Origin of the sequence: Streptomyces neyagawaensis, assembly GCF_023516595.1 — a bacterium.
In the GTDB taxonomy this organism is placed as follows: Bacteria; Actinomycetota; Actinomycetes; order Streptomycetales; family Streptomycetaceae; genus Streptomyces; species Streptomyces neyagawaensis.
In genome coordinates this window covers 133,038-152,373 of sequence record NZ_JAMGBG010000011.1, presented here as the reverse complement: position 1 = coordinate 152,373, position 19,336 = coordinate 133,038, and the positions used below count along the sequence as shown (strand labels likewise).

At 71.4% G+C, this 19,336-nt stretch carries 17 protein-coding genes; 8 read left to right on the top strand and 9 right to left on the bottom strand.

The annotated features are described in order from the left end of the window. The first annotated feature begins 451 nt into the window (after positions 1-451). Positions 452-1,876 carry a PP2C family protein-serine/threonine phosphatase gene (locus M8J73_RS07130; RefSeq protein ID WP_055540399.1) on the top strand — a complete coding sequence of 475 codons (1,425 nt, stop codon included), beginning with the start codon at positions 452-454 and terminating at the stop codon, positions 1,874-1,876. Between the two features lie 135 nt (positions 1,877-2,011). Here M8J73_RS07130 and M8J73_RS07125 read toward each other — a convergent pair whose 3' ends face one another. Then, the gene (locus tag M8J73_RS07125; RefSeq protein ID WP_055540400.1) at positions 2,012-3,508 is read right to left on the bottom strand and encodes a DNA-binding protein NsdB; all 1,497 of its coding nucleotides are present in this window, start codon (positions 3,506-3,508) and stop codon (positions 2,012-2,014) included. Positions 3,509-3,742: 234 nt separating this feature from the next. Here M8J73_RS07125 and M8J73_RS07120 point away from each other — a divergent pair, with 234 nt between their 5' ends. The 6 genes from M8J73_RS07120 to M8J73_RS07100 all read left to right on the top strand — a co-directional run bounded on the left by M8J73_RS07120 (position 3,743) and on the right by M8J73_RS07100 (position 10,829). After that, positions 3,743-4,885: an aminoglycoside phosphotransferase family protein gene (locus M8J73_RS07120; protein ID WP_249828362.1), complete on the top strand. Its 1,143-nt coding sequence runs from the start codon at positions 3,743-3,745 to the stop codon at positions 4,883-4,885. A 151-nt stretch (positions 4,886-5,036) separates the two neighbouring features. Next, positions 5,037-5,171: a hypothetical protein gene (locus tag M8J73_RS44720; protein ID WP_274757650.1), complete on the top strand. Its 135-nt coding sequence runs from the start codon at positions 5,037-5,039 to the stop codon at positions 5,169-5,171. A gap of 104 nt (positions 5,172-5,275) precedes the next feature. Beyond that, positions 5,276-6,433 (top strand): Tn3 family transposase, encoded by a 1,158-nt coding sequence (locus tag M8J73_RS07115; protein ID WP_055543203.1) that lies wholly within the window; start codon positions 5,276-5,278, stop codon positions 6,431-6,433. 43 nt (positions 6,434-6,476) lie between these two features. After that, positions 6,477-7,031 carry an ATP/GTP-binding protein gene (locus tag M8J73_RS07110; RefSeq protein ID WP_206188082.1) on the top strand — a complete coding sequence of 185 codons (555 nt, stop codon included), beginning with the start codon at positions 6,477-6,479 and terminating at the stop codon, positions 7,029-7,031. Positions 7,032-7,510: 479 nt separating this feature from the next. Then, the gene (locus M8J73_RS07105; protein ID WP_249828361.1) at positions 7,511-8,623 is read left to right on the top strand and encodes an ABC transporter substrate-binding protein; all 1,113 of its coding nucleotides are present in this window, start codon (positions 7,511-7,513) and stop codon (positions 8,621-8,623) included. 229 nt (positions 8,624-8,852) lie between these two features. Further along, positions 8,853-10,829: an N-acetylmuramoyl-L-alanine amidase gene (locus M8J73_RS07100; RefSeq protein WP_249828360.1), complete on the top strand. Its 1,977-nt coding sequence runs from the start codon at positions 8,853-8,855 to the stop codon at positions 10,827-10,829. A gap of 522 nt (positions 10,830-11,351) precedes the next feature. Here M8J73_RS07100 and M8J73_RS07095 read toward each other — a convergent pair. The 4 genes from M8J73_RS07095 to M8J73_RS07080 all read right to left on the bottom strand — a co-directional run bounded on the left by M8J73_RS07095 (position 11,352) and on the right by M8J73_RS07080 (position 14,587). Continuing rightward, positions 11,352-11,849: a hypothetical protein gene (locus tag M8J73_RS07095; protein WP_055543365.1), complete on the bottom strand. Its 498-nt coding sequence runs from the start codon at positions 11,847-11,849 to the stop codon at positions 11,352-11,354. A gap of 77 nt (positions 11,850-11,926) precedes the next feature. Continuing rightward, complete coding sequence (locus tag M8J73_RS07090; protein ID WP_079055314.1) at positions 11,927-12,532, bottom strand: CGNR zinc finger domain-containing protein; 606 nt, start codon at positions 12,530-12,532, stop codon at positions 11,927-11,929. 29 nt (positions 12,533-12,561) lie between these two features. Beyond that, entirely contained in the window at positions 12,562-14,079 is a 1,518-nt protein-coding gene (locus M8J73_RS07085) for a hypothetical protein (RefSeq protein WP_249828359.1), read from the bottom strand. 37 nt (positions 14,080-14,116) lie between these two features. Continuing rightward, positions 14,117-14,587, bottom strand: a complete 471-nt coding sequence (locus tag M8J73_RS07080; RefSeq protein ID WP_055540643.1) for a GtrA family protein — start codon at positions 14,585-14,587, stop codon at positions 14,117-14,119. Positions 14,588-14,679: 92 nt separating this feature from the next. On the opposite strand from M8J73_RS07080, the gene M8J73_RS07075 reads away from it, so the two are divergent. After that, positions 14,680-15,678: a glycosyltransferase family 2 protein gene (locus tag M8J73_RS07075; protein WP_055540644.1), complete on the top strand. Its 999-nt coding sequence runs from the start codon at positions 14,680-14,682 to the stop codon at positions 15,676-15,678. A 97-nt stretch (positions 15,679-15,775) separates the two neighbouring features. Here the strand turns inward: M8J73_RS07075 and M8J73_RS07070 are convergent, their stop codons facing one another. From M8J73_RS07070 to M8J73_RS07055, 4 genes are all read right to left on the bottom strand, one after another. Further along, positions 15,776-16,024 carry a DUF397 domain-containing protein gene (locus M8J73_RS07070; protein WP_055512994.1) on the bottom strand — a complete coding sequence of 83 codons (249 nt, stop codon included), beginning with the start codon at positions 16,022-16,024 and terminating at the stop codon, positions 15,776-15,778. A gap of 82 nt (positions 16,025-16,106) precedes the next feature. Beyond that, positions 16,107-17,273 (bottom strand): thiolase family protein, encoded by a 1,167-nt coding sequence (locus M8J73_RS07065; RefSeq protein ID WP_055540645.1) that lies wholly within the window; start codon positions 17,271-17,273, stop codon positions 16,107-16,109. Further along, on the bottom strand, positions 17,270-18,319 hold the full coding sequence (locus M8J73_RS07060; RefSeq protein ID WP_055540646.1) for a thiolase family protein: 1,050 nt from the start codon (positions 18,317-18,319) through the stop codon (positions 17,270-17,272). Before M8J73_RS07060 ends, M8J73_RS07065 begins: the two co-directional genes overlap by 4 nt. Next, positions 18,316-19,257 carry a Zn-ribbon domain-containing OB-fold protein gene (locus M8J73_RS07055; RefSeq protein WP_055540647.1) on the bottom strand — a complete coding sequence of 314 codons (942 nt, stop codon included), beginning with the start codon at positions 19,255-19,257 and terminating at the stop codon, positions 18,316-18,318. The genes M8J73_RS07060 and M8J73_RS07055 overlap by 4 nt, the downstream gene beginning before the upstream one ends. Positions 19,258-19,336 lie beyond the last annotated feature (79 nt).

Genomic DNA, 19,336 nt, shown 5'->3' with positions numbered 1-19,336 from the left:
CGGGTCGGCCCTGCGCCGACATGCCTCATCGGCCTCGCGAAGGGCATTCGCGCGCCACGCTTTCCTGGATTCACCGCTGTGACCCAAGTCACCCGTTTCCCCCGTACCCGAGTCCCTCGTTCCCCCGGCGGACGCCGGTTCTCCTCGGATGTACCGACACCGCTCCACAGGATCAAAGCGGCTCGCACAAACGACCCTCGAACACGGGCTTGATAGCGGCTCGGAGTAGACCCGACCATCCATCAAGTCGCGTACACCGCCTACGACTTGCCCCCTCGGGATGCGTAGCGGGATCCCGCGGCGGGCCCGGTCCGCAAGGACAGCGGCATATACCGGAAGCACCACCGTGTCGTGTCTTGCCAAATCCCTTACAGCGCGTCGCGGGCTGTGCAACAGTCGTAACCGGCCCATCCGTCAGCGTTGGTCGTACCGTCCCCCCTCGGAGTACGTGATGCCGTCCCCTCTCTCCGCGGATCGCCCCGCCGCCCAGCCGCCCCGACGCGGCACGGTCGACGCGCTCATCTCGCAGACGCGCCGACTGCGCGGCGACATGGACGCCGTACGGCGTGGCGCCTCCGCCGACGGTACGGACGCCGAGGGCCGGTGGCAGCGGGCCCTGTACGACCTGGCGCTCCATCAACTGAACGATTTGGACGACCACTTGGCCCAGCTGCGGGACGGTCCCGACGTCCCGGCGGCCGACGCGGACGAGGCCGGCGCTCCCGCCGCACCGGTCGCGGCGCGCCCGCGCGAGTCGCTGCTCAGCCGGGTCGGCAGCGCCGAGTGGAACCTCCTCACGGACGAGGCGAGCTGGTCCCGGGAGCTGTACGAGATCCTCGGGCGCGATCCGGCCGCTCCGGCGCTCACGCTCGACGAGCTGCCGTCGCTGGTGCTGGAGGAGGACCGGCCGCAGCTGACGGCGATGGTGACGGACTGTCTGATCGACGCCCGGCGCATCGACGGCGAGTTCCGGATCGTGCTCCCCGACGGGGCGGTGCGCACCGTGCACATGATGGGCGAGCCCGTACTCGACGACGACGGCAGCACCGCCTCCATGTGGGCGGTTCTGCGGGACGTCAGCGAACTGCGGCGCAGCCAGCGTGCGGTGACCGAGACCCGCGACTCGCTCGAACGCCGACGGCACATCGCCCGGGCCGAGCACCGGATCGCGGTCGAGCTCCAGGAGGCCGTGCTGCCGCCATGGCGTGGCGCCCTGCGGCTCCCGCACCGGGGCCCCGGGACCCTGGACGTGGCGGCCCGCTACCTGCCCTGCTCGACGACCGCGCTGATCGGCGGGGACTGGTACGACGCCCTCGAACTGCCGGGCGGCGAAAGCCTGTTGAGCGTCGGCGATCTCACCGGCCAGGGGGTGACCGTCACCTCGGGCATGGCGACGCTGATCGGCGCGGTCCGTGGGATGGCCATGGCCGGCACCACGCCGGGGCAGCTGATGGTCTGCCTCAACCAGTTACTCGACGCCACCGGGCAACCGGCCCTCGGCAGCGCCGTGTGCTGCCGCTACCGACCGGCGACCCGCACCCTGGTGTGGGCGCAGGCGGGGCACCCCGCCCCGCTGCTGTTCCGCGACGGGACGGGGCGCGTGCTGCCGACGCCGGACGGTGTCCTGCTCGGAGCGACCTCGGGCGCCGTCTACGGGCAGGCCGAGGTGACGCTCCGACCGGGTGATCTCCTGCTCCTGCACACCGATGGGCTGGTCCCCGGGGGCACGGCAGCTGTCCAGCGGCTGCTGGACCTGGGCCCGCGGTTCGCCGAGGCGCGGACGGCCCGGGACGGAGTACGGGCGGTGGTGGAGGAGTTCAGCGAGGGCGAGCGCGAGGACGACGCCTGCGTGCTCGTCGCGAGGGTCCTCGCCTGACGTCAGGATCGTCGTCCGACGTGGGAAGCGGTGGACTCCTGATGCCTGAGCGGTGACCTCGGTATGCCTGAGCGGTGACGTCGATGCCGAAGCGGTGACCCCCTGCTGATGCCGTGGGGCACCACCGGTCGGCGGTCACGCCGGTGCGATGCCGCCCCTGTTCCTCGACTGCGGCTTCGGCAGGGCGAGCTTGATCTCCTCCCGAAGGTCCTGGATCTTCGGATAACTGGAGTACTGACCGGTCAGTCGGTACATCTGACGCAGCCGGTCCCAGGTGCGTCCCGACGAGTTCGACCCCATCGACATCAGGGCCAGCCGGGCGTACCGGTTCGCCTGCTCGGGGTCGTCCGCGATGAAGCAGGCCGACGCCATGGAGAGATGGTCGAAGATCTTCGACCGCTCCCGGCCGTCGTTGCGCAAGGCCAGGGCCTTCTCCGCGTAGTGCTGGGCGTGCGCGGCCGCGCCGGGCTCGAACTCGGCGAGGGTGCGGTAGGCGAGGGCCTGCATGCCGTACAGATCCTCGTCCTTGAAGGTCTGCATCCAACTCGGCGGCGGTGTGTCGCCCTTGTCGGAGACGAAGAGGTCCTCCGCCTGTCCCAGGGTGCGGCGCATGGCCTGGCCCTTGCCCATGGACGCCTGCGCCCACGCCTCGATGGTGTGGAACATGGCCTTGGTGCGGGGCAGTACCCGCTCGCCGGAGCCGGACTGGGCGAGTTTCATGAGGTCGAGCGCCTCGTCGGGTTTGCCGAGGTGCACCAGTTGTCGGGCCGCCCTGGAGAGGGCCTCGCCGGCTCGGGGCCGGTCACCGCCCTCCCTGGCGGCGTGGGCTGCGATGATGAAGTACTTCTGGGCGGTGGGTTCGAGGCCGACGTCGTGCGACATCCAGCCCGCGAGGACGGCGAGGTTGGCGGCGACGCCCCACAGGCGCCGCTGGAGATGTTCGGGGTGGCGGTAGGAGAGCATGCCCCCCACCTCGTTGAGCTGTCCCACGACAGCCTTGCGTTGCAGCCCGCCGCCACGGGCCGCGTCCCAGGCCCGGAACACCTCGACGGAGCGCTCCAGTTCCTCGATCTCCTGCGATCCGATGGGGGCGGCCTCATAGCGGTCGAACCCAGCGGGGTCGGCGTGCAGGGGGTTGTCGAGGTCGGGAGCGTCGGCCTTGAGCGTCGGGTCGGTGTGCAGCCAGTCGTGCATGGCGCTGCTGAGTGCTGATCCCGCGGTGAGCGCGACGCCCGCACCCACCAAGCCGCGTCGGTTGAGCATGAGGTCCATTCCCGTGAATTCGGTGAGGACCGCGGCAGTCCGTTCGGGCGCCCACGGCACACCGTCGGGATGCTCCGCATTCCCGCCGCCCTGCCGTTTCCCCGTACGCCCGTGCCGGACCAGACCGAGGTCCTCGATGGTCACGACACGGCCGAGACGCTCGGTGAACAGCGCCGCCAGCACCCGCGGCACGGGATCGCGCGGGATCTCTCCCATGTCGATCCACCGCCGCACCCGTGAGGTGTCGGTCGCCAGCTGCGGGTGGCCCATGGCCGCCGCCTGCCGGTTGACCAGCCTCGCGAGCTCGCCCTTCGACCAGCCGGCCAGGCCGAACAGGTCTGCGAGTCGGGTGTTGGGTTGTCCGCTCACGTCAAGCCCCCAGGTTCTCGGCTGAGTTGAATGTAGCCCGCTGTCAGTTGCTGGGGGACTATTCGCCAGGCTTCGCCAGGGTGCGCTACATGGTGTGCCACGGGCCATCCGGTGTCAGGTAGGAAAGCGCCACCCCGGCCCGGTCGCCCGACAGGCACTCCCCAGGGTGTCCCCGGTCGGCCGGGGCGGGTGGCGCGTGACATCGCAGGCACACGAAGGGATCTGTATCCGCTCATGTACGCAGCATCGTCCTCCGTGTCCGCTCCGCCCCGGCCGCTCGCACCCCGCCAGCCGGGCGGTGGCGGCCCCTATCTCGACCCCACCCGTTCCGCGGCCCCCGGCCTCGCTGTCGGCCGGGCCCGGCGCGTTCCGGGGCTCGGCCCCCAACCGCTCAGCGGGAGACTCGACTTGTCCGGCCCTCAGGGCGCGCAGCTGCGCACGGCGATCGCCTCGGTGCACCGCATCTGTCCGGAGTTCGCTCCGGTCCAGGTGCTGCGCCGCAGCGGCCGCTCGGTGCTGCTCGTCGGTACGACAGGGCGCAGCACGGCCGTCGCCAAGTGTTTACTGGACCACTCCTCCATCTGGGAGGAGCGGCTCCGGCATGAAATAGCCGCATACCGCTCGTTCGTCCGGCACCGCCCCCCGGTGCGGGTGCCGAGGCTGATCGCGGCGGACCCGGACAACTGCACCCTGGTCGTCGAGCGGATGCCGGGCCGGGTGGCCGCGTTGCAGCGGCATCCGGTGGAGGCGCCGCCGCGCGCCGACATCCGGGCGGCGCTCGGCGCGATCTGCCGGCTGAACGCGTGGCGGCCACCGGCGGGCACGTTCGACGCCCCGCTGGACTACGCGGAGCGGATCTCCCGATTCCATGAGCTGGGTCTGCTCACCGACCGGGACATGGGCGATCTGCAGAAGCTCCTGCACGGCATCGCTCACGCGTCGGGCCGTCAGGGCATGGGCCAGTTCTGCCACGGCGACGCCCTGCTGTCGAACATCCTGCTCTCACCGGCCGGTCCAGTGCTGGTGGATTGGGAACACGCGGGGTGGTACCTGCCGGGCTACGACCTGGCGACACTGTGGGCGGTGCTCGGGGACGCCCCCGTGGCGCGGCGTCAGATCAGTCAGCTGGCGCAGTCCGCGGGCCCTGCCTCGCGGGACGCGTTCCTGGTGAATCTGATGCTTGTACTGACCCGTGAGATCCGTACCTACGAGACGGCCGTGCAGCGTTCGATGCACGACACGACCCCGGCGGCACCGGGCCCGGCCCACCCGGCTGCTGCGCCGTCCGGCGAGGAACAGCGGCTGCTGCTCAGGCGGCTGCACGACGACTGCCAGCTGGCCCGCAAGGCCGTCCGGGCGGCGGTCGGCACTCGCTGAGGGGAAACGAAGGCCCGCGGCGCGCCCCACACACCGGCGCCCCGCGGGCCTTCGCCATGCCGGCCCTTGCAGTAGTTGTCGCGCTGATCTTTCTGCAGGCTGTCATCCGTAAGCGCAGGCTGTCACCGCTTGCGGCTTCCGCCTCTGCGGAGTGCTCGCCGCACCAGCGGTCAGCGAGGTGGTCTCGGCCCTCACCGACCACAGCGAACAGACCCAGGTCGACGCCGCGCGGAAGAAGCCGAAGAAGCCCCCGCGGCACCAGGAGGCCCCGGTTTCCTGCCTCTGACCCACGGTGCAGAGTAGTCGTCGGCCTCTGGCCCGTCCCCGGTGCTTCGTGCCCGGCCCCTTCGTCAGGCCGAATGAGTAGTCGACGGAGGGGCGGGGGCGTTCATGCGCGGGGAGTGGTCACCCGAGGACGTGGTGGCGTGCTGGACGCCGGTAGGTCCTGACTGGGCCCTGGCCGCGAACAAGTCCGGCCCGACCCGGCTCGGGTTCGTGCTGATGCTGAAGTTCATCGAGTCGAAGGGCCGGTTCCCCCAGTTCGTGGAGAAGTTCCCGCAGGCCGCCATCGACTACGTGGCCGACGTGGTCAAGGTGCCGGCGGAGGACTTGGCGAAGTACAGCCTGTCGTCCCGCTCGGCGAGAGGGCACCGTACGCAGATCCGCGAGCCCCTCGGGTTCCGCCCCCGCCCGGCAACCCGCGCCGACGAGGAACGGCTGACCGGCTGGCTCGCCGACGAGGTCTGCCCTGGCGAGACAGTGGAAGACCGGCTGCGCGACGCCTTGCTCGTGCAGTGCCGCAGCGACCGCATCGAGCCCCCGGCTCGGGTCGAGCGGATCGTGGCCGCCGCGCGGGCGCGGGCGGACCGCGTCTTCTGCGCGCAGACCGCGGCGCAGCGCCTGGGCACGGCGGAGGCCGAGCAGGTACTACGACGCTTCAACCTCGGCGGCCCCAAGCACCCACCTACCAGGCGCTCGAAGAACTCGGGCCGCGCGGTGCGCACGATCTTCGCGTCCGACTACCTGGCCAGTCCCGGCCTGCGCCGGGAGATCCACGGCGGCCTCCAGGTCGTCGAGAACTGGAATTCGGCGAACACCGTGCTCCACTACGGCAAGGACGGCGCCCCGACCGGCCCGGACAAGGAGCACGCCGAGACCTCCATGCTCGCCCTGCACGTGTTCCAGTCCGTGCTCGTGCACGTCAACACCCCTGCTGCTCCAGCACGTTCTCGCCGAACCGGAATGGGCCAGGAAACTCGGCGTAGAGGACCGGCGCGGGCTGACTGCACTGCACCACACCGGCTCCCGAACCGTTCGTTCTCATACCAGGTTGTCAGCGGTAGTTGCCGAGACGCCGGTCGACGGGATGTACTGGAACCACGAGCGACGTCGAGCAAACTGGCCGTGGTTGCCTTGCTCAACGCCCCGGGTATCAGAGGCGTCTCCGGCACATCAGCCGTTCGAGGATCCGCCTGTGTCCCCCATCTCCATCTCCCTCTCCAGGGACTCCACTGGCTCATTGCCTCCGGCCGGAGGCTCAATCGGTGACCAGTGGGCCCTGTCTCGATCTGCAAGAAAGGGTTCTCGGATCATGCGGCGGTACGTTCTCACTGGCACGCCGGGTGCGGGCAAGACATCAATCCTGCGGTGCCTGGCCGAGCTTGGCTACGGCGTTGTCGAGGAGGCGGCAACGGCGGTCATCGCACAGGCGCAGGCCCTGGGCGAGGATCAGCCATGGACACGGGCGTCCTTCCTCGACGAGATCGTGGCTCTGCAGCGAAAGCGGCAGTTGGAGGCCACTGGCTCTGTTCAGGTATTCGATCGGTCACCGATCTGCACCCACGCCCTCGCCACCTACTTGGAGTGGCCGGTGTCTCCGGCGCTGGCCGCGGAGCTCGAACGGATCACTTCGGAGGGGGTCTATAGGCGGCAGGTGCTCTTTGTCCGCAACCTAGGGTTCTGTGAGCCGACCGCGGCCAGGCGGATCAGTTTCCAGGAATCGCTGGCCTTCGAAAAGATCCACGAAGAGAGCTATCGCGCGTTCGGCTACGAGCTCATCGACATCCCTGCCGGCGACCTGGCTCACCGCGTCGCTACAGTGAGTTCAACGATCACGCATGCCCTGCCTCAGTCACCCGCGGGATGAGCCGCATCACAGCGACTCTCTCGGAATGCAACACGCCCGCCTATATGCGGCGCGAACGTGTCCCAAACGACGCGCCTGCTCAATCGCACACCGGCTCATCCGCACACGGCCTCTGCGGACACAAGGCACAGCGCCCTGACGCACGATGCGGAGGACGGCACCTCCACCCCAATACTGCCCGCCCGCTCCCGCCACGCCTCCGTCCGCTCACTGGAACGGTACGCCCGCCCCGGCGTCGACTCGGTCGCCCGGCACGTCGCGGCGCGCGACGCCTCCGCACGTCGCAGGCACCGGTAGCGGACGTGGCTCTACCTTGCACCGTGGGTCGGAGATAGGGGACCGGGGCCCAGGAGGCCGCACTTCACAGCAGTCACTGGTCCCGTTGCCCGGTACCCATGCTCTCCCGCGGCCGGGACCAGTCGGCCACTCGCATGACTTGTCGCTTGCCCCTCGCGGCGGTCATGGATGCAATGTGCGTCATGATCACGCACATGCGCTCGCCGGGGCGGAGTGAGAAGGACCCGTCGGCCGTCCGGATCGGTGTACTCGTCCCGCTGAGCCCGCCCGGCTGGGTGGAGGCAGGTCGGCACCTGCTGGCCGGCCTCCAACTCGCCGCCGACGAGATCAACGACGGCGGTGGCATAGCCGGCAGACCCCTGGTTCTGCTGGTCCGGGACACCGCGGCCGATCCGCGGAGGGCGGCGGCGGCCGTGGACGAGTTGGCCCGGCTGGGTGTGGCCGCCCTGGCCGGGGAGTACCACAGTGTCGTCGCCCGCTCCGCCGCCGCGCGGGCGGACGCCCTCGGTCTGCCGTTCCTGTGCTCGTCGGCGGTCCTCGACACACTCTGCGACCGGCCGACGGAGCGGGTGGCACGCCTGTGCCCGGCCCAGTCCCACGGCTGGCGGATCTACGCCGACTTCCTCCTCGACGCGGGCCACCGGCGGGTCGCCGTGGCGGCCCAGTCGAGCGTCTATTGGGCAGCCGGGACCCGCATACTGCGCGACCACCTCGCCCCGCACGGCGGCTCCGTCGCCGAACTCGACATGAACGTGCTCGACCCCACGGCCGTGTGCGACGAACTCGTGCGTCGGCGAGCGACGGCGCTGCTGCTGCTCACCGGCCACCCGGAGCCGGCGGTGTCACTCGTCAGGGCCGTCCGCCGCGGCAGGCGGCTCGCCGACGTCCTGGTCGGTGCCCCGGCCGGACAACCGGAGTTCCCCTCGTGGGCGGCTCTGCTGGGCGGCGACGGTTCGGGGCTGCCGTTCCTGCGCTATCTGCCCGAGCGTCTCGGTGCCCTCGGCACACGTGTCGAGGCGGCCCTGCGCGAGCGGCTGGGCGAGGCCCCCTCGTTCGTCGCCTTCGAGGGCTACGACACGATCGCCGTCCTCGCCGAAGTGCTGCGCTCCCAGGGCACGGACCCGGCACGGATCGCCACGTCCTGGCCGCGTGTCGCGGTCGAGGGGACCCGGGGGAAGATCCGGTTCTCCCGAACACCGGGCGCCGGTGTCTGGCAGTGGGCCTGGCCGCCGGTCCAGGTCGTCGACCGGGATCCGGCGGATCCGGAGAGCTTCCGGATCCTGCGGAGCGGGTGAGCGAGAAGGGGAGGGCGGCAAGCGTGGTCGGGGTGGAGAGCCGGGTCGGGGTGGAAGGCCGGGTCGGGGTGCGAGACGACTGGCCCCCGTTCCCCGCGCCGCGGGGCCGTCATGGACAGTGACCGGCCTCCTGCCGGGCATGATTGACGGATCGTCGGCCGACCGATAGCACTGGTGCACGCTCGGCCCCGTACGCCCCGCCAACGCCCCACCGTTCCAGGAGGCCGCCTTGCGAGGATCCCCCATCGACCGCAGGCCCACCACCCGTCGCAGACGTCTTCGCGGTACGGCGGTCGCCGCCGCCCCGGCGGTGCTGATGCTGCCGCTGCTGGGCGCGGCTCCGCCCGAGAGCGAGTCGTCGTCCTCCTCGGCCCGGCTGCAGGGCGCCTTCGCGGCCGCGGCCGCCGAGTACCAGGTGCCCCGCAGTGTGCTGCTGGGTGTGTCCTACCTCCAGTCCCGCTGGGACGCGCACGGCGGTGCCCCGAGCGTCACCGGCGGGTACGGTCCCATGCACCTCACGGACGCGCGTACGGCGCTGGCCGAGGCCCCGCACCACAGCGAGGGAGCGGAGGACCCGCGCGGTGACGACTCCCGTCCGCCGCTGCGGCCCGAGGCGGCCCAGCCCGAGAACGCCGAACTCACGCCCCGCCTGCGGACCTTGCCGCGGGCGGCCGAGCTGACGGGGCTGCCTGCCGAGACACTGCGCACGGACGCCGAGGCCAATGTGGCCGGCGGCGCGGCACTGCTCGCCGCCGCGCAACGGGAGCTTGGCCGCGAGCCCAGCGCCGACCCCGCCGACTGGTACGGGGCGGTGGCGCGATTCTCCGGCGCCGACGACCGGGCCACCGCGGCAGCGTACGCGAACGAGGTCTTCGCGGTGATCCGGGACGGCGCCCACCGGGTCACCGACGCCGGCCAGCGGGTGACGCTCCCCGCCGAGCCGCGACTGGCCCCCGACACCGGGCAGTTGACGCGGGCCGGGCTGCGCGCCGCCGCGGCGGCCGGCACCGAGTGCCCGAGGACGGTGTCGTGCGAGTGGATCCCGGCGCCGTACGAGGAGTTCGGCGACAAGGACTACGGCAACCACGACCTGGCCGACCGGCCGGCGTCCCAGAGCATCCGGTACATCGTCGTCCATGACACCGAGGCCACCTGGGACACCACCTTGAAGCTGGTCCAGGACCCGACGTACGTGTCCTGGCACTACTCGCTGCGCTCCACGGACGGGCACATCGCCCAGCATGTGAAGAACAAGGACGTGGCCTGGCACGCCGGCAACTGGTACGTCAACGCCAAGTCGATCGGCCTGGAGCACGAGGGTTTCCTCGCCTCGCCGGACGCCTGGTACACGGAGGCCATGTACCGGACGTCGGCGCGGCTGGTGAAGTACCTGGCCGCCAAGTACCGCGTCCCGCTGGACCGCCAGCACATCCTCGGCCACGACACCGTGCCCGGCCCGACTACGGCGACGATCCGGGGGATGCACACCGACCCCGGCCCGTACTGGGACTGGCGACACTACTTCGAGCTGCTCGGCAGGCCCTTCGGCCCGACCTCCGGCCAGAACAGCCGTGTCGTCACCATCCTCCCCGACTACGCGGACAACCGGCCCGAGTTCACCGGCTGTGTGAACGGCGGCCAGCCGTGTGCGGTGCACGGCTCCAGTGCCGTACGCCTGTACAGCGAGCCCGACACCGCCTCCGCCCTCATCAAGGACATCGGTCTGCGGCCCGACGGGAGCCCCTCCACGATCGATGTGAACGACCTCGGTTCACGGGTCTCCACCGGCCAGCAGTACGCGGTCGCCGAGCGGCGCGGCGCGTGGACGGCGATCTGGTACCTCGGGCAGAAGGCGTGGTTCCACACCCCGGCGGCACAGCCCACGGCGGTCGGCGCGGCCGGGCTGGTCGTGACACCCCGGAAGGATCTCGCGGAGATCCCCGTGTACGGCAGGGCCTACCCGGAGAAGGAGGCCTATCCGACGGACGTCCCCGCGCAGGCGGTGTCGCCGCTGCCGTACAAGCTCCTCGAGGGGCAGCGCTATGTGGTCGGTGACCGGCTGAAGGGCGAGTACTACTACGCCGTCTCCTTCGACACGTCCGGGCACAAGGTCGTGAGGGGTGACGACGTCTACTACGAGATCCAGTTCGGACACCGGGTGGCGTTCGTGCGGGCGGCGGACGTGCGGGTGCTGCCGGCGGTCTGAGGGCGCCTTGCAGCTCGGGGCCGCGGGTTCGTTGGCGGGTGCGGGTGGGTGGGGGCCGTTCGCGCAGTTCCCGCGCCCCCGAAGGGAGCGGGCCTGCGGCCCGCCCCTTCATGAAAAGCACGGGGCGCAGCCCCGGTCGCTTTTCAGGGGCGCGGGGAACTGCGCGAGCAACCACAACGCACCCGCACCCGCACGCCCGGAAGGTCACTTCCCCTCCGGGCAACAGCTCGCTGCGGACGCCGAGTTCGCGGGTGCGTCCGGCGGTGAGGGCGATCCGGGTCGCCGTGCCCGAGGCCCAGGTGATGCGCCTCGTGCGGGGCCTGCTGCACCTCGGACTCCGACGTGGACACATCGGAGGAATCAGCGAGCTTACGGACCGCCCTAGGGCCCTGTAGCCAGGTTAGCGCGCTCGCAGATCTCAGAGGGCACGCCGCGGACCACAATGATCCGATCACTCGGTCAACAAGAGGCATGACAAAACCCGCGGACGGCGCGTCCGCGGGTCGGGGGCCCGTCTGGGGGTCAGCCCTGCTGGAACAGCTCCGCGGGGAGCGGCTTCAGCAGCGCGTACAGGTCGTCGGTGATGGGACGGTCCCACGCGGCGATGGTCACCAGGACATTGTCGTTGCGGTCGAACTGGACGCAGGAGATCCGGGACTCGGAGAGCTTGAGGCGGCGGACGATCAGGAGGTTGTCCCCCTGCATGACCGGCATGTCCTCGGTGCCGACGACGGTGATGTCCTCCTCGTTCTCCAGCGCCAGCAGCAGCTGGGCCACCTCGAAGGGGATCTCACCGTCGGCGACCTCGCGCGCCGGGGAGCCTTCCGGGAGGTTGCCGATGATCATCGCGGGGCCGCGGCCGCCGTACAGGTCGTAGCGCAGGAAGACGCCCTGGCAACTTCCGTCGGGTGCGGGCAGCAGGCCCGCGCCGAGATTGCCCGGCCAGTCGCCCGGGTCCATGGCCAGTACGTCGAATTCGGGCCCGGCAGGGGTGGCACTGCGGCGGCGGAGGAAGGACATGCCGCCATGGTACGTGTCCGAAGGTGGTCGGCGCCGGGTGGGCGAGACGATTCCCGGGACGGAGGGGAAGGCGCTCGTCACCGGCCGGCGGACGCCCTCTGGCGCTCGTGGTGGCGGGCCACCCGGGCCCGGTTGCCGCAGGCCGGTTTGCACCACTCCTGGCGGGGGTGCTCCTTCAGGAAGTAGCGCACGCAGCGGGGTGCGTGGCAGGCCCGCAGCCGCTGCCGTTCGGGGCTCGCGAGGAAGGCGATGACGGCCCGGGCGAGGGCCGCGGTGAGCGGGTCGGCGCCGGTCGCGGGCTCCTGGCGCAGGACGGGGTCGGCGCTCGGGGACCAGGTCAGCACTGGGACGGTCGGGGCCTGGGCCGCGGCCCGGTTGAGGTGCTCCAGGGCCTCGGTGAGGGGCAGTAGCCGGGCGGCGTCGGCCGGGCTGGGCTCGGCGGGGCGGACCGCACGGGCGAACAGGGCCCGGACGGCCGCCCGGAGATCACGTACGGCGGCGAGGGCGGTCTCTTCGGCAGTGAGGCCGGCGGCGCCCGGCAGGAGATCGGCGTGGGCGCGGACCCAGGCGGTGAGCCCGGCGGGCTCGGCCAGGTCGTCGGCCACACCGCCGTCGCCGTCGTGGCGCACGGTGAGGGCGAGGTCGAGGGCGAGCCGCGCGTCCGCGCTGATCGAGTACTCCATGACGTTAATGATAGGCGACGCGGCATCCATTAGATCGAGTCGGCGTCCGCTTCGTTCCCCTCCCTCCCGGGTCGGGCGGGCACACGTGGACGTCGCGCGGCGACGTCACCGGGGCTGGCCTGTTCCTCGGGGTCCGCCGGGTGATGCGCCGTCACGGCACCGGCCATGGTCACGGCGGAGCCGGTTCGGGCGGGGTTCGAGGCGGCCGGGGCGGGGGTGCTGGGGCGGCGGTCCAGCCAGAGCAGCAGGAGACCGAGTGTGCAGGCGATCGCCGACCAGTAGACGTAGCGGTAGTTCGTGGCCGGCATGGTGGGCAGGTATCCGAGCACGTAGACCATCGAGCTGACGCCCAGCGCCCGGATGGGCAGGGAGAACCGCCCCCTGCCGGGGCGGACGGTGAGGAAGAGGGCGACGGCGAGCCAGAACCAGCCCCGGAACAGCGGCCGGAGATCCGCACCCATGCCCCCGATGTACGCGCCGAGCCCGGCCTCCAGCCGGGGGTGGGACACCTCGATGCCGAGGTCGTTGGGGAAGACCCCCGCCTGGTACGAGTAACCGGTCTCGAACAGCAGGCCGGCGAAGAGCCGCAGCCGGTACTGGAGATAGCCGGGGACGTGGGAGCCCATCTCGCTCAGCCACAGGGAGGTGATGCCGTCCGCGTCCCTGGCCATCCCGTCCGGCCGGCGTTCGTAGCAGGCCCAGTAGGCGTCCGAGAGGGCACCGGTGCTGCGGCACTGCTCCGCGGCCGTGACCAGGCGGTTCCGGAGGTCCGGCGGGACGTCGGCCGACCGCAGTTCCTCCACCGTCAGAACGTGGACCAGGTCGTCGAGCATGATCTGCGCGCCCTGGCGCGTCTCCACGGGATGCGCGATCCCGGAGATCGCGACGGCGGGCACGACGAGCGCGGCCACGAGCGCCGCCGCGCACAGCACCCAGGTACGGCGGCCGGGTGCGCGCCACAGCGCGAGAACCAGCAGGACGAAGAGGGGGATCGCCGCGAGGAACACGTTCTTGCGGACGAGCATGGCGTAGGCGAGGAAGAGCACACCCAGCCCGAACAGAGCCCAGCGGATGGCGGGGGCCACGTCGCGCTCCCGCAGCCGCAGTCCCACGAACGCGACCGCGCACGCGGCGAGCAGTGCGGCGGCCGCGTGGACGTCCTTCCACACCACGCCGACGAAGGTCAGTACGGGAGGAGTCAGCCCGATGCCGAGGACGGCGAGCGAACCGGCGCGGCTCGCGGTCAGGCCCCAGACGCACCAGGCGACCACCCACAGCGCGCCCCAGAAGACGACGGACTGGAGGACGGCCATGGAGGAGGGCGTACCGGTGACGGCGATGAGCGCACGCCACACCAGGCTCAGCACGGGCGGATGCCAGTCGGTCAGCGGTGTCCTGCCCATCGCCTGCCGGAGCTGCTCGATGCTGTCGGGACTCATGTACCCCGGGGCGAACACGACGGTCGTGCCCAGACAGCACGCCACGGCGACAGCGGCCAGCCCCCAACTCCAGAGCTTTTCACCCTGAAACCACACATTTCGTCCCATGCGGCGGATGCTAACAGCGGTGACGAGACCGTACGGATCAGGGCGCGACGAAGACGTAGCGCCGGTAGGCGAAGAAGCGGAACAGGGTGGCGAGGACCCAGCCGAAGACGCGCGCGACGTTGTCGCTGAGCACCGAGTCCAGGCCCAGCAGATGCCGTGAGGCGTAGACCGTGCCCGCCGTGATGGCGACGCCGACGACGTTCGCCAGCAGGAAGAGGACCAACTCCTGGGTCAGCTTCTCGCGATGCCGGTGGCGGTAGGTCCAGTAGCGGTTCCCCGCCCAGCTGAGGAGGGCGGCGGCGCCTGTCGCGAGGACGGACGCCTGGACGGGCAGCGCCCGCATCACCCCACCCTCGGAGCCGCCGGGCAGCCCGAACACCAGCAGGTTGTAGCCGCCGTTGTCCACGACGAAGGCCAGCGCTCCGACCACCCCGAACTTGGTGACCTCACGCCAGACACCCCGGACGGCGTCACGCGCACGCAGCGCCACGGACACGAGGACCGACACCCCGCGAGAGTAACGACACGGCGCGTCCCCGCTTCCCGGACGCGCCCATATCGCATGATTTCCACCTCATATGTCGCCAATGCGGACAGGGAGTGGACGTGCCACCGACGATCGCGTGTGTCGTGCCGTGTCACAACGAGGAGGCGGCCGTCGGAAAGGTGGTGCGCGACCTGAGGGCCGCGCTCCCGGAGGCGGACATCTATGTGTACGACAACGCCTCGACCGACCGGACCGTGGAGGTCGCCCGCGAGGCGGGTGCGATCGTCCGGGAGGAACGGCGCAAAGGGAAGGGCAACGTCGTCCGGCGCGCCTTCGCCGATGTCGACGCCGACGCCCTGCTCATCATCGACGGTGACGACACCTATGACGCGTCCCGGGCGCGGGACCTGGTGGACCTGCTCTTCGAAGGACCGTACGACCAGGTGGTCGGGGCACGCCGGGAGACGGCCAGCGCCGCCTACCGGGCGGGGCACGCGTTCGGCAACAGACTGCTCACGGGCGTCGTGGGGTCCCTGTTCGGCAACGACGTGACGGACATGCTGAGCGGGTACCGCGTCTTCTCACGGCGCTTCGTGAAGTCCTTCCCGGCGCTCGCCCGCCAGTTCGAGACCGAGACGGAGATGACCATCCACGCGCTCCATCTCCGGCTTCCCACGGCGGAACTGGAGGTGGACTACCGCGTCAGGCCCGCCGGGAGCGAGAGCAAACTGCGCACCTTCCGGGACGGCTGGCACATCCTGCGGGTCATCCTCGATCTGGCGCGGCGGGAGCGACCCTCGCTCGTCCACACGGCGGTCGCGGGGCTGCTGGCTCTCATCTCGGTGGTCCTCGGCATCCCCGTCATCGCCGACTTCATCCGCACGGGCACAGTGCCGCGCATCCCCACGGCGATCCTCGCCGCGGCGGTCATGACGATCGCGGCGCTCGTCCTCCTCGTCGGATACATCCTGGAATCGCTCATGCACATGCGTCAGGAGCAGTCCCGGCTCGTGCATCTCGCGTACGCGGCGCCGACCCGCTCGCCGCGCTACACCACACATCACGTCGGGACCGGTCGGGTCCGCGTGCGGAACGTCTCCGGCGGCCTGTGACCCGCTCGGACCACGACCGCCCCGGCCGACGAGGGGCGGCGGCGGGCAGGTCGGTGAGCGGCTCGGGCGCCCACCGACGGCCTTCGCCGGGGCGGTCCTAAGTCAGGTCGAACTCGCCCTCCCTCGCCCCCGACACGAAGGCACCCCACTCCGCGGGGGTGAAGATCAGTGAAGGGCTCTCGGGGCGACGGCTGTTGCGCATGGCGATGAAGCCCTCGACGAAGGCGATCTGGACGTCTCCCCGCCCTCGGCTGCTGGACCGCCAGTCCGCGTTGCTCAGGTCGAGCTCCGCCGGCTTGCGCCAGCCGTCGAGCGATCGCTGCTGCTCCATGGTGCTCTCGGCCACGTCCGTGCTCCTCCCGGTTCGTCGTCCGCCCGCCAGACTAGCGACCGGTCCCCGCCGCGGACAGGCCACGTGAGGAGGAGGTTCAGGAGGTGGGCGGCTCGGCGCCGACCAGCCACATCGCGAAGAACTGCGAACCACCGCCGTAGGCGTGCCCGAGGACTCGGCGGGCGCCGTCGACCTGGTGTTCCCCGGCGAGGCCCCGTACCTGGAGCGCCGCCTCGGCGAAGCGGATCATCCCGGAGGCGCCGATGGGGTTGGTGGACAGCACCCCGCCGGACATGTCGACGGGGAGGTCGCCGTCCAGTTCGGTGACGCCCGACTCGGTGAGCTTCCAGCCCTCCCCCTCGGCGGCGAAGCCGAGGTTCTCCAGCCACATCGGCTCGTACCAGGAGAACGGCACGTACATCTCCACCGCGTCGATGTCCCGACGCGGATCGGCGATGCCGGCCTGCCGGTACACGTCGGCCGCGCAGTCGCGGCCCGCGAGCGGCGACACGCAGTCCTTGCCGGCGAACAGGGTCGGCTCGCTGCGCATCGCACCGCCGTGCATCCACGCGGCGGGCCGGGGCGCGCGGGCGGCCCCCGCCCGGTCGGTGAGGATCATCGCGCAGGCCCCGTCGGAGGACGGGCAGGTCTCCGAGTAGCGGATCGGGTCCCACAGCATGGGTGACGCCTGGACCTTCTCCAGCGTGATGTCGTGCTCGTGGAGGTGCGCGTACGGGTTCTTCAGGGCGTTGCGACGGTTCTTGTACGCGACGAGGGAGCCGACGGTGTCGGGGGCGCCGCTGCGCCGCATGTACGCGCGGACGTGCGGGGCGAAGAAGCCGCCGGCGCCGGCCAGCAGCGGCTGCTGGAAGGGGATCGGCAGGGACAGGCCCCACATGGCGTTGGACTCGGACTGTTTTTCGAACGCCAGGGTGAGGACGGTGCCGTGGACGCGGGCGGCGACGAGGCTCGCGGCGACCAGCGCGGTCGATCCGCCGACGGACCCTGCCGTGTGCACCCGCATCATGGGTTTGCCGACCGCGCCGAGCGCGTCGGCGAGGTACAGCTCGGGCATCATGACGCCCTCGAAGAAGTCGGGGGCCTTGCCGATGACGACGGCGTCGATGTCGGCCCACGTCAACTCGGCGTCGTCGAGGGCGCGTCGGGCAGCCTCGCGGACGAGTCCGGCGATCGACACGTCCCGCCGGGCCGCGACGTGCTTGGTCTGGCCGACGCCTATGACGGCCACGGGCTCCTTGCTCATCGGGGATCCCCTTCGAGGACGGCGACCAGGTTCTGTTGCAGACAGGGCCCGGAGGTGGCGTGGGCGAGGGCGCGGTCGGACTCGCCGCGGTGGATGCGGGCGGCGGCCTCTCCGATGCGGATCAGCCCGGCGGCCATCACCGGGTTCGCGGCGAGGGCGCCGCCCGACGGGTTGACGCGCACACCCTCGTCGAGTCGCAGCGCCTCGCGCAGGACGACCTCCTGGGAGCTGAACGAGGCGTGCAACTCGGCGGTGTCCACGGGGCGTTCGAAGGCTCCGGCGCGTTCGGCGGCGAGGCGGGTGGAGGGCGAGTCGGTGAGATCGCGGACGCCGATGCCGTGGGCCTCGATGCGGTGGTCGATGCCCCGGATCCACGCCGGTCGCTCGCACAGGTCCCGGGCCCGCTCCCCCGCCGCGAGGATCACGGCCGCGGCCCCGTCCCCGATGGGCGGACAGTCGCCCGTCCGCAGCGGCCGTACGAGGTACTCGCCCTGCGGGATCGAGCCCCTGAGCTGGGCGTGCGGGTTGGTCTCGGCGTCGGCGCGGCTGCGGGCGCCGACCGCCGCGAGGGCCGGCTCGTCGGTGCGGCCGGCGTCGATGAGCGCCTGCGCCTGGAGGGCGGCGAGGGCGATGGAGTCGGGCCACAGGGGTGCCACGTAGTACGGGTCGAGCTGCCGGGTCAGGACGTCGCGCACGGAGCCGGGTGAGGACTTGCCGTAGGAGTAGACGAGGGCGGTGTCGGCGTCGCCCGTCTGGAGTTTCACCCATGCCTCGTACAGGGCCCAGGCGCCGTCCATCTCGACGTGCGACTCGGAGATCGGGGGCCAGGCGCCGACTCCGTCGAGGGCGAGGGTGAAGGAGAAGGCCCGGCCGGCGAGGTAGTCGCTGGACCCGGAGCAGGTGAAGCCGATGTCGGCGGTCTTCAGCCCGGTCCGTGCCAGTACCTCGTGCAGCACCGGCATGAGCATCTCCACCTCGGAGTACTCGTCGCTGGTGCGGCGGTGGTCGGTCTGGGCGAAGGCGACGACGGCGATCTCCCGGTTCACAGCAGCTCCTTGTACGTGTCGTACGCGGCGTCCGGTTCGCCGGTGGGCCGGTAGTGGTCGGGGTAGCGACCGCCTTCCGTCCACACGGGTTCGACGCGCAGCCCCATCCGCACCTGGTCGTAGGGGATGCCGGCGATCCGGCCGTGCAGGGCGAGGTCGGCGCCGTCGAGGGCGATGTGGGCGTAGACGTAGGGGACTTCGATGTCGAGGTTCTTCGCCTTGATGTTGACGATGCAGAACGTGGTGACGGTGCCGCCGGGGCCGACCTCGACCTGTTCGGCCGTGGCCACGCCGCAGGTGGGGCAGGCGCCCCTCGGCGGCACGTACACCTTGCGGCAGGACGGGCAGCGCTCGCCGACCATGCGGCGCCCGGCGAGGGCGTGCAGATAGCCGGTGGTGGCGCGGCCGGGCGAGTAGGTGTAGTCGAGGCGGGCCGGGGCGACGATCCCGGTCACCGCGTCGGTGAACTCCCCGCTGTGGCTCGCCGGTTCGGCGCGCTCTCCGTCGTACGGCTCGAAGCAGGCGATGTCGGTGATGGCGCCGGTGCGTTCCCCGGCCCACCGGACCCGGACGCGCATCCCGGTGCGCACGGCGTCGGGGCCGGGGGCGTCGAGGGCGTGCAGGAGCGCGGTGTCGGCGCCGTCGAGCCGTACGAGGACCCAGGCGAAGGGGGTCGCCAGGGGCTGCCCGCGGCGGGGCGCGTGGTTCCAGGCCCAGGTGGTGACGGTGCCGGTGGGGGCGACCTCGACGAGGTCGCGGATCTCCTCGGCGGTGACGGGGTCGTACTCGACGGGTGGGACGAGGGTCCGTCCGTCGCCGGTGCGCACGCCGAGGATCACGCGTTCGCGCAGCCCGGTGAGGAAGGCGCTCTGCACGGGCCCGAGGGACCGGGTGAAGGGGAACTCGACGGTCAGGGGTGCCTTGAGGACTGCGGACATCGGCGGGGTTACTCCTTCGGAAGGGGGGCGACGCGTCCGGGGCGCGGGAGTGAACCTCCACGCGGCTCCACCGGGGGTG

What these genes read in the sequence shown, in the direction of transcription:
- M8J73_RS07110 (WP_206188082.1), top strand. Translation starts at nt 6,477, where the DNA reads ATGCGGCGGTACGTTCTCACTGGCACGCCGGGTGCGGGCAAGACATCA.
- M8J73_RS07115 (WP_055543203.1), top strand. Translation starts at nt 5,276, where the DNA reads ATGCGCGGGGAGTGGTCACCCGAGGACGTGGTGGCGTGCTGGACGCCG.
- M8J73_RS07120 (WP_249828362.1), top strand. Translation starts at nt 3,743, where the DNA reads ATGTACGCAGCATCGTCCTCCGTGTCCGCTCCGCCCCGGCCGCTCGCA.
- M8J73_RS07090 (WP_079055314.1), bottom strand. Translation starts at nt 12,532, where the DNA reads ATGGAGTACTCGATCAGCGCGGACGCGCGGCTCGCCCTCGACCTCGCC.
- M8J73_RS07085 (WP_249828359.1), bottom strand. Translation starts at nt 14,079, where the DNA reads ATGGGACGAAATGTGTGGTTTCAGGGTGAAAAGCTCTGGAGTTGGGGG.
- M8J73_RS07105 (WP_249828361.1), top strand. Translation starts at nt 7,511, where the DNA reads ATGATCACGCACATGCGCTCGCCGGGGCGGAGTGAGAAGGACCCGTCG.
- M8J73_RS07065 (WP_055540645.1), bottom strand. Translation starts at nt 17,273, where the DNA reads ATGAGCAAGGAGCCCGTGGCCGTCATAGGCGTCGGCCAGACCAAGCAC.
- M8J73_RS07130 (WP_055540399.1), top strand. Translation starts at nt 452, where the DNA reads ATGCCGTCCCCTCTCTCCGCGGATCGCCCCGCCGCCCAGCCGCCCCGA.
- M8J73_RS07055 (WP_055540647.1), bottom strand. Translation starts at nt 19,257, where the DNA reads ATGTCCGCAGTCCTCAAGGCACCCCTGACCGTCGAGTTCCCCTTCACC.
- M8J73_RS07095 (WP_055543365.1), bottom strand. Translation starts at nt 11,849, where the DNA reads ATGTCCTTCCTCCGCCGCCGCAGTGCCACCCCTGCCGGGCCCGAATTC.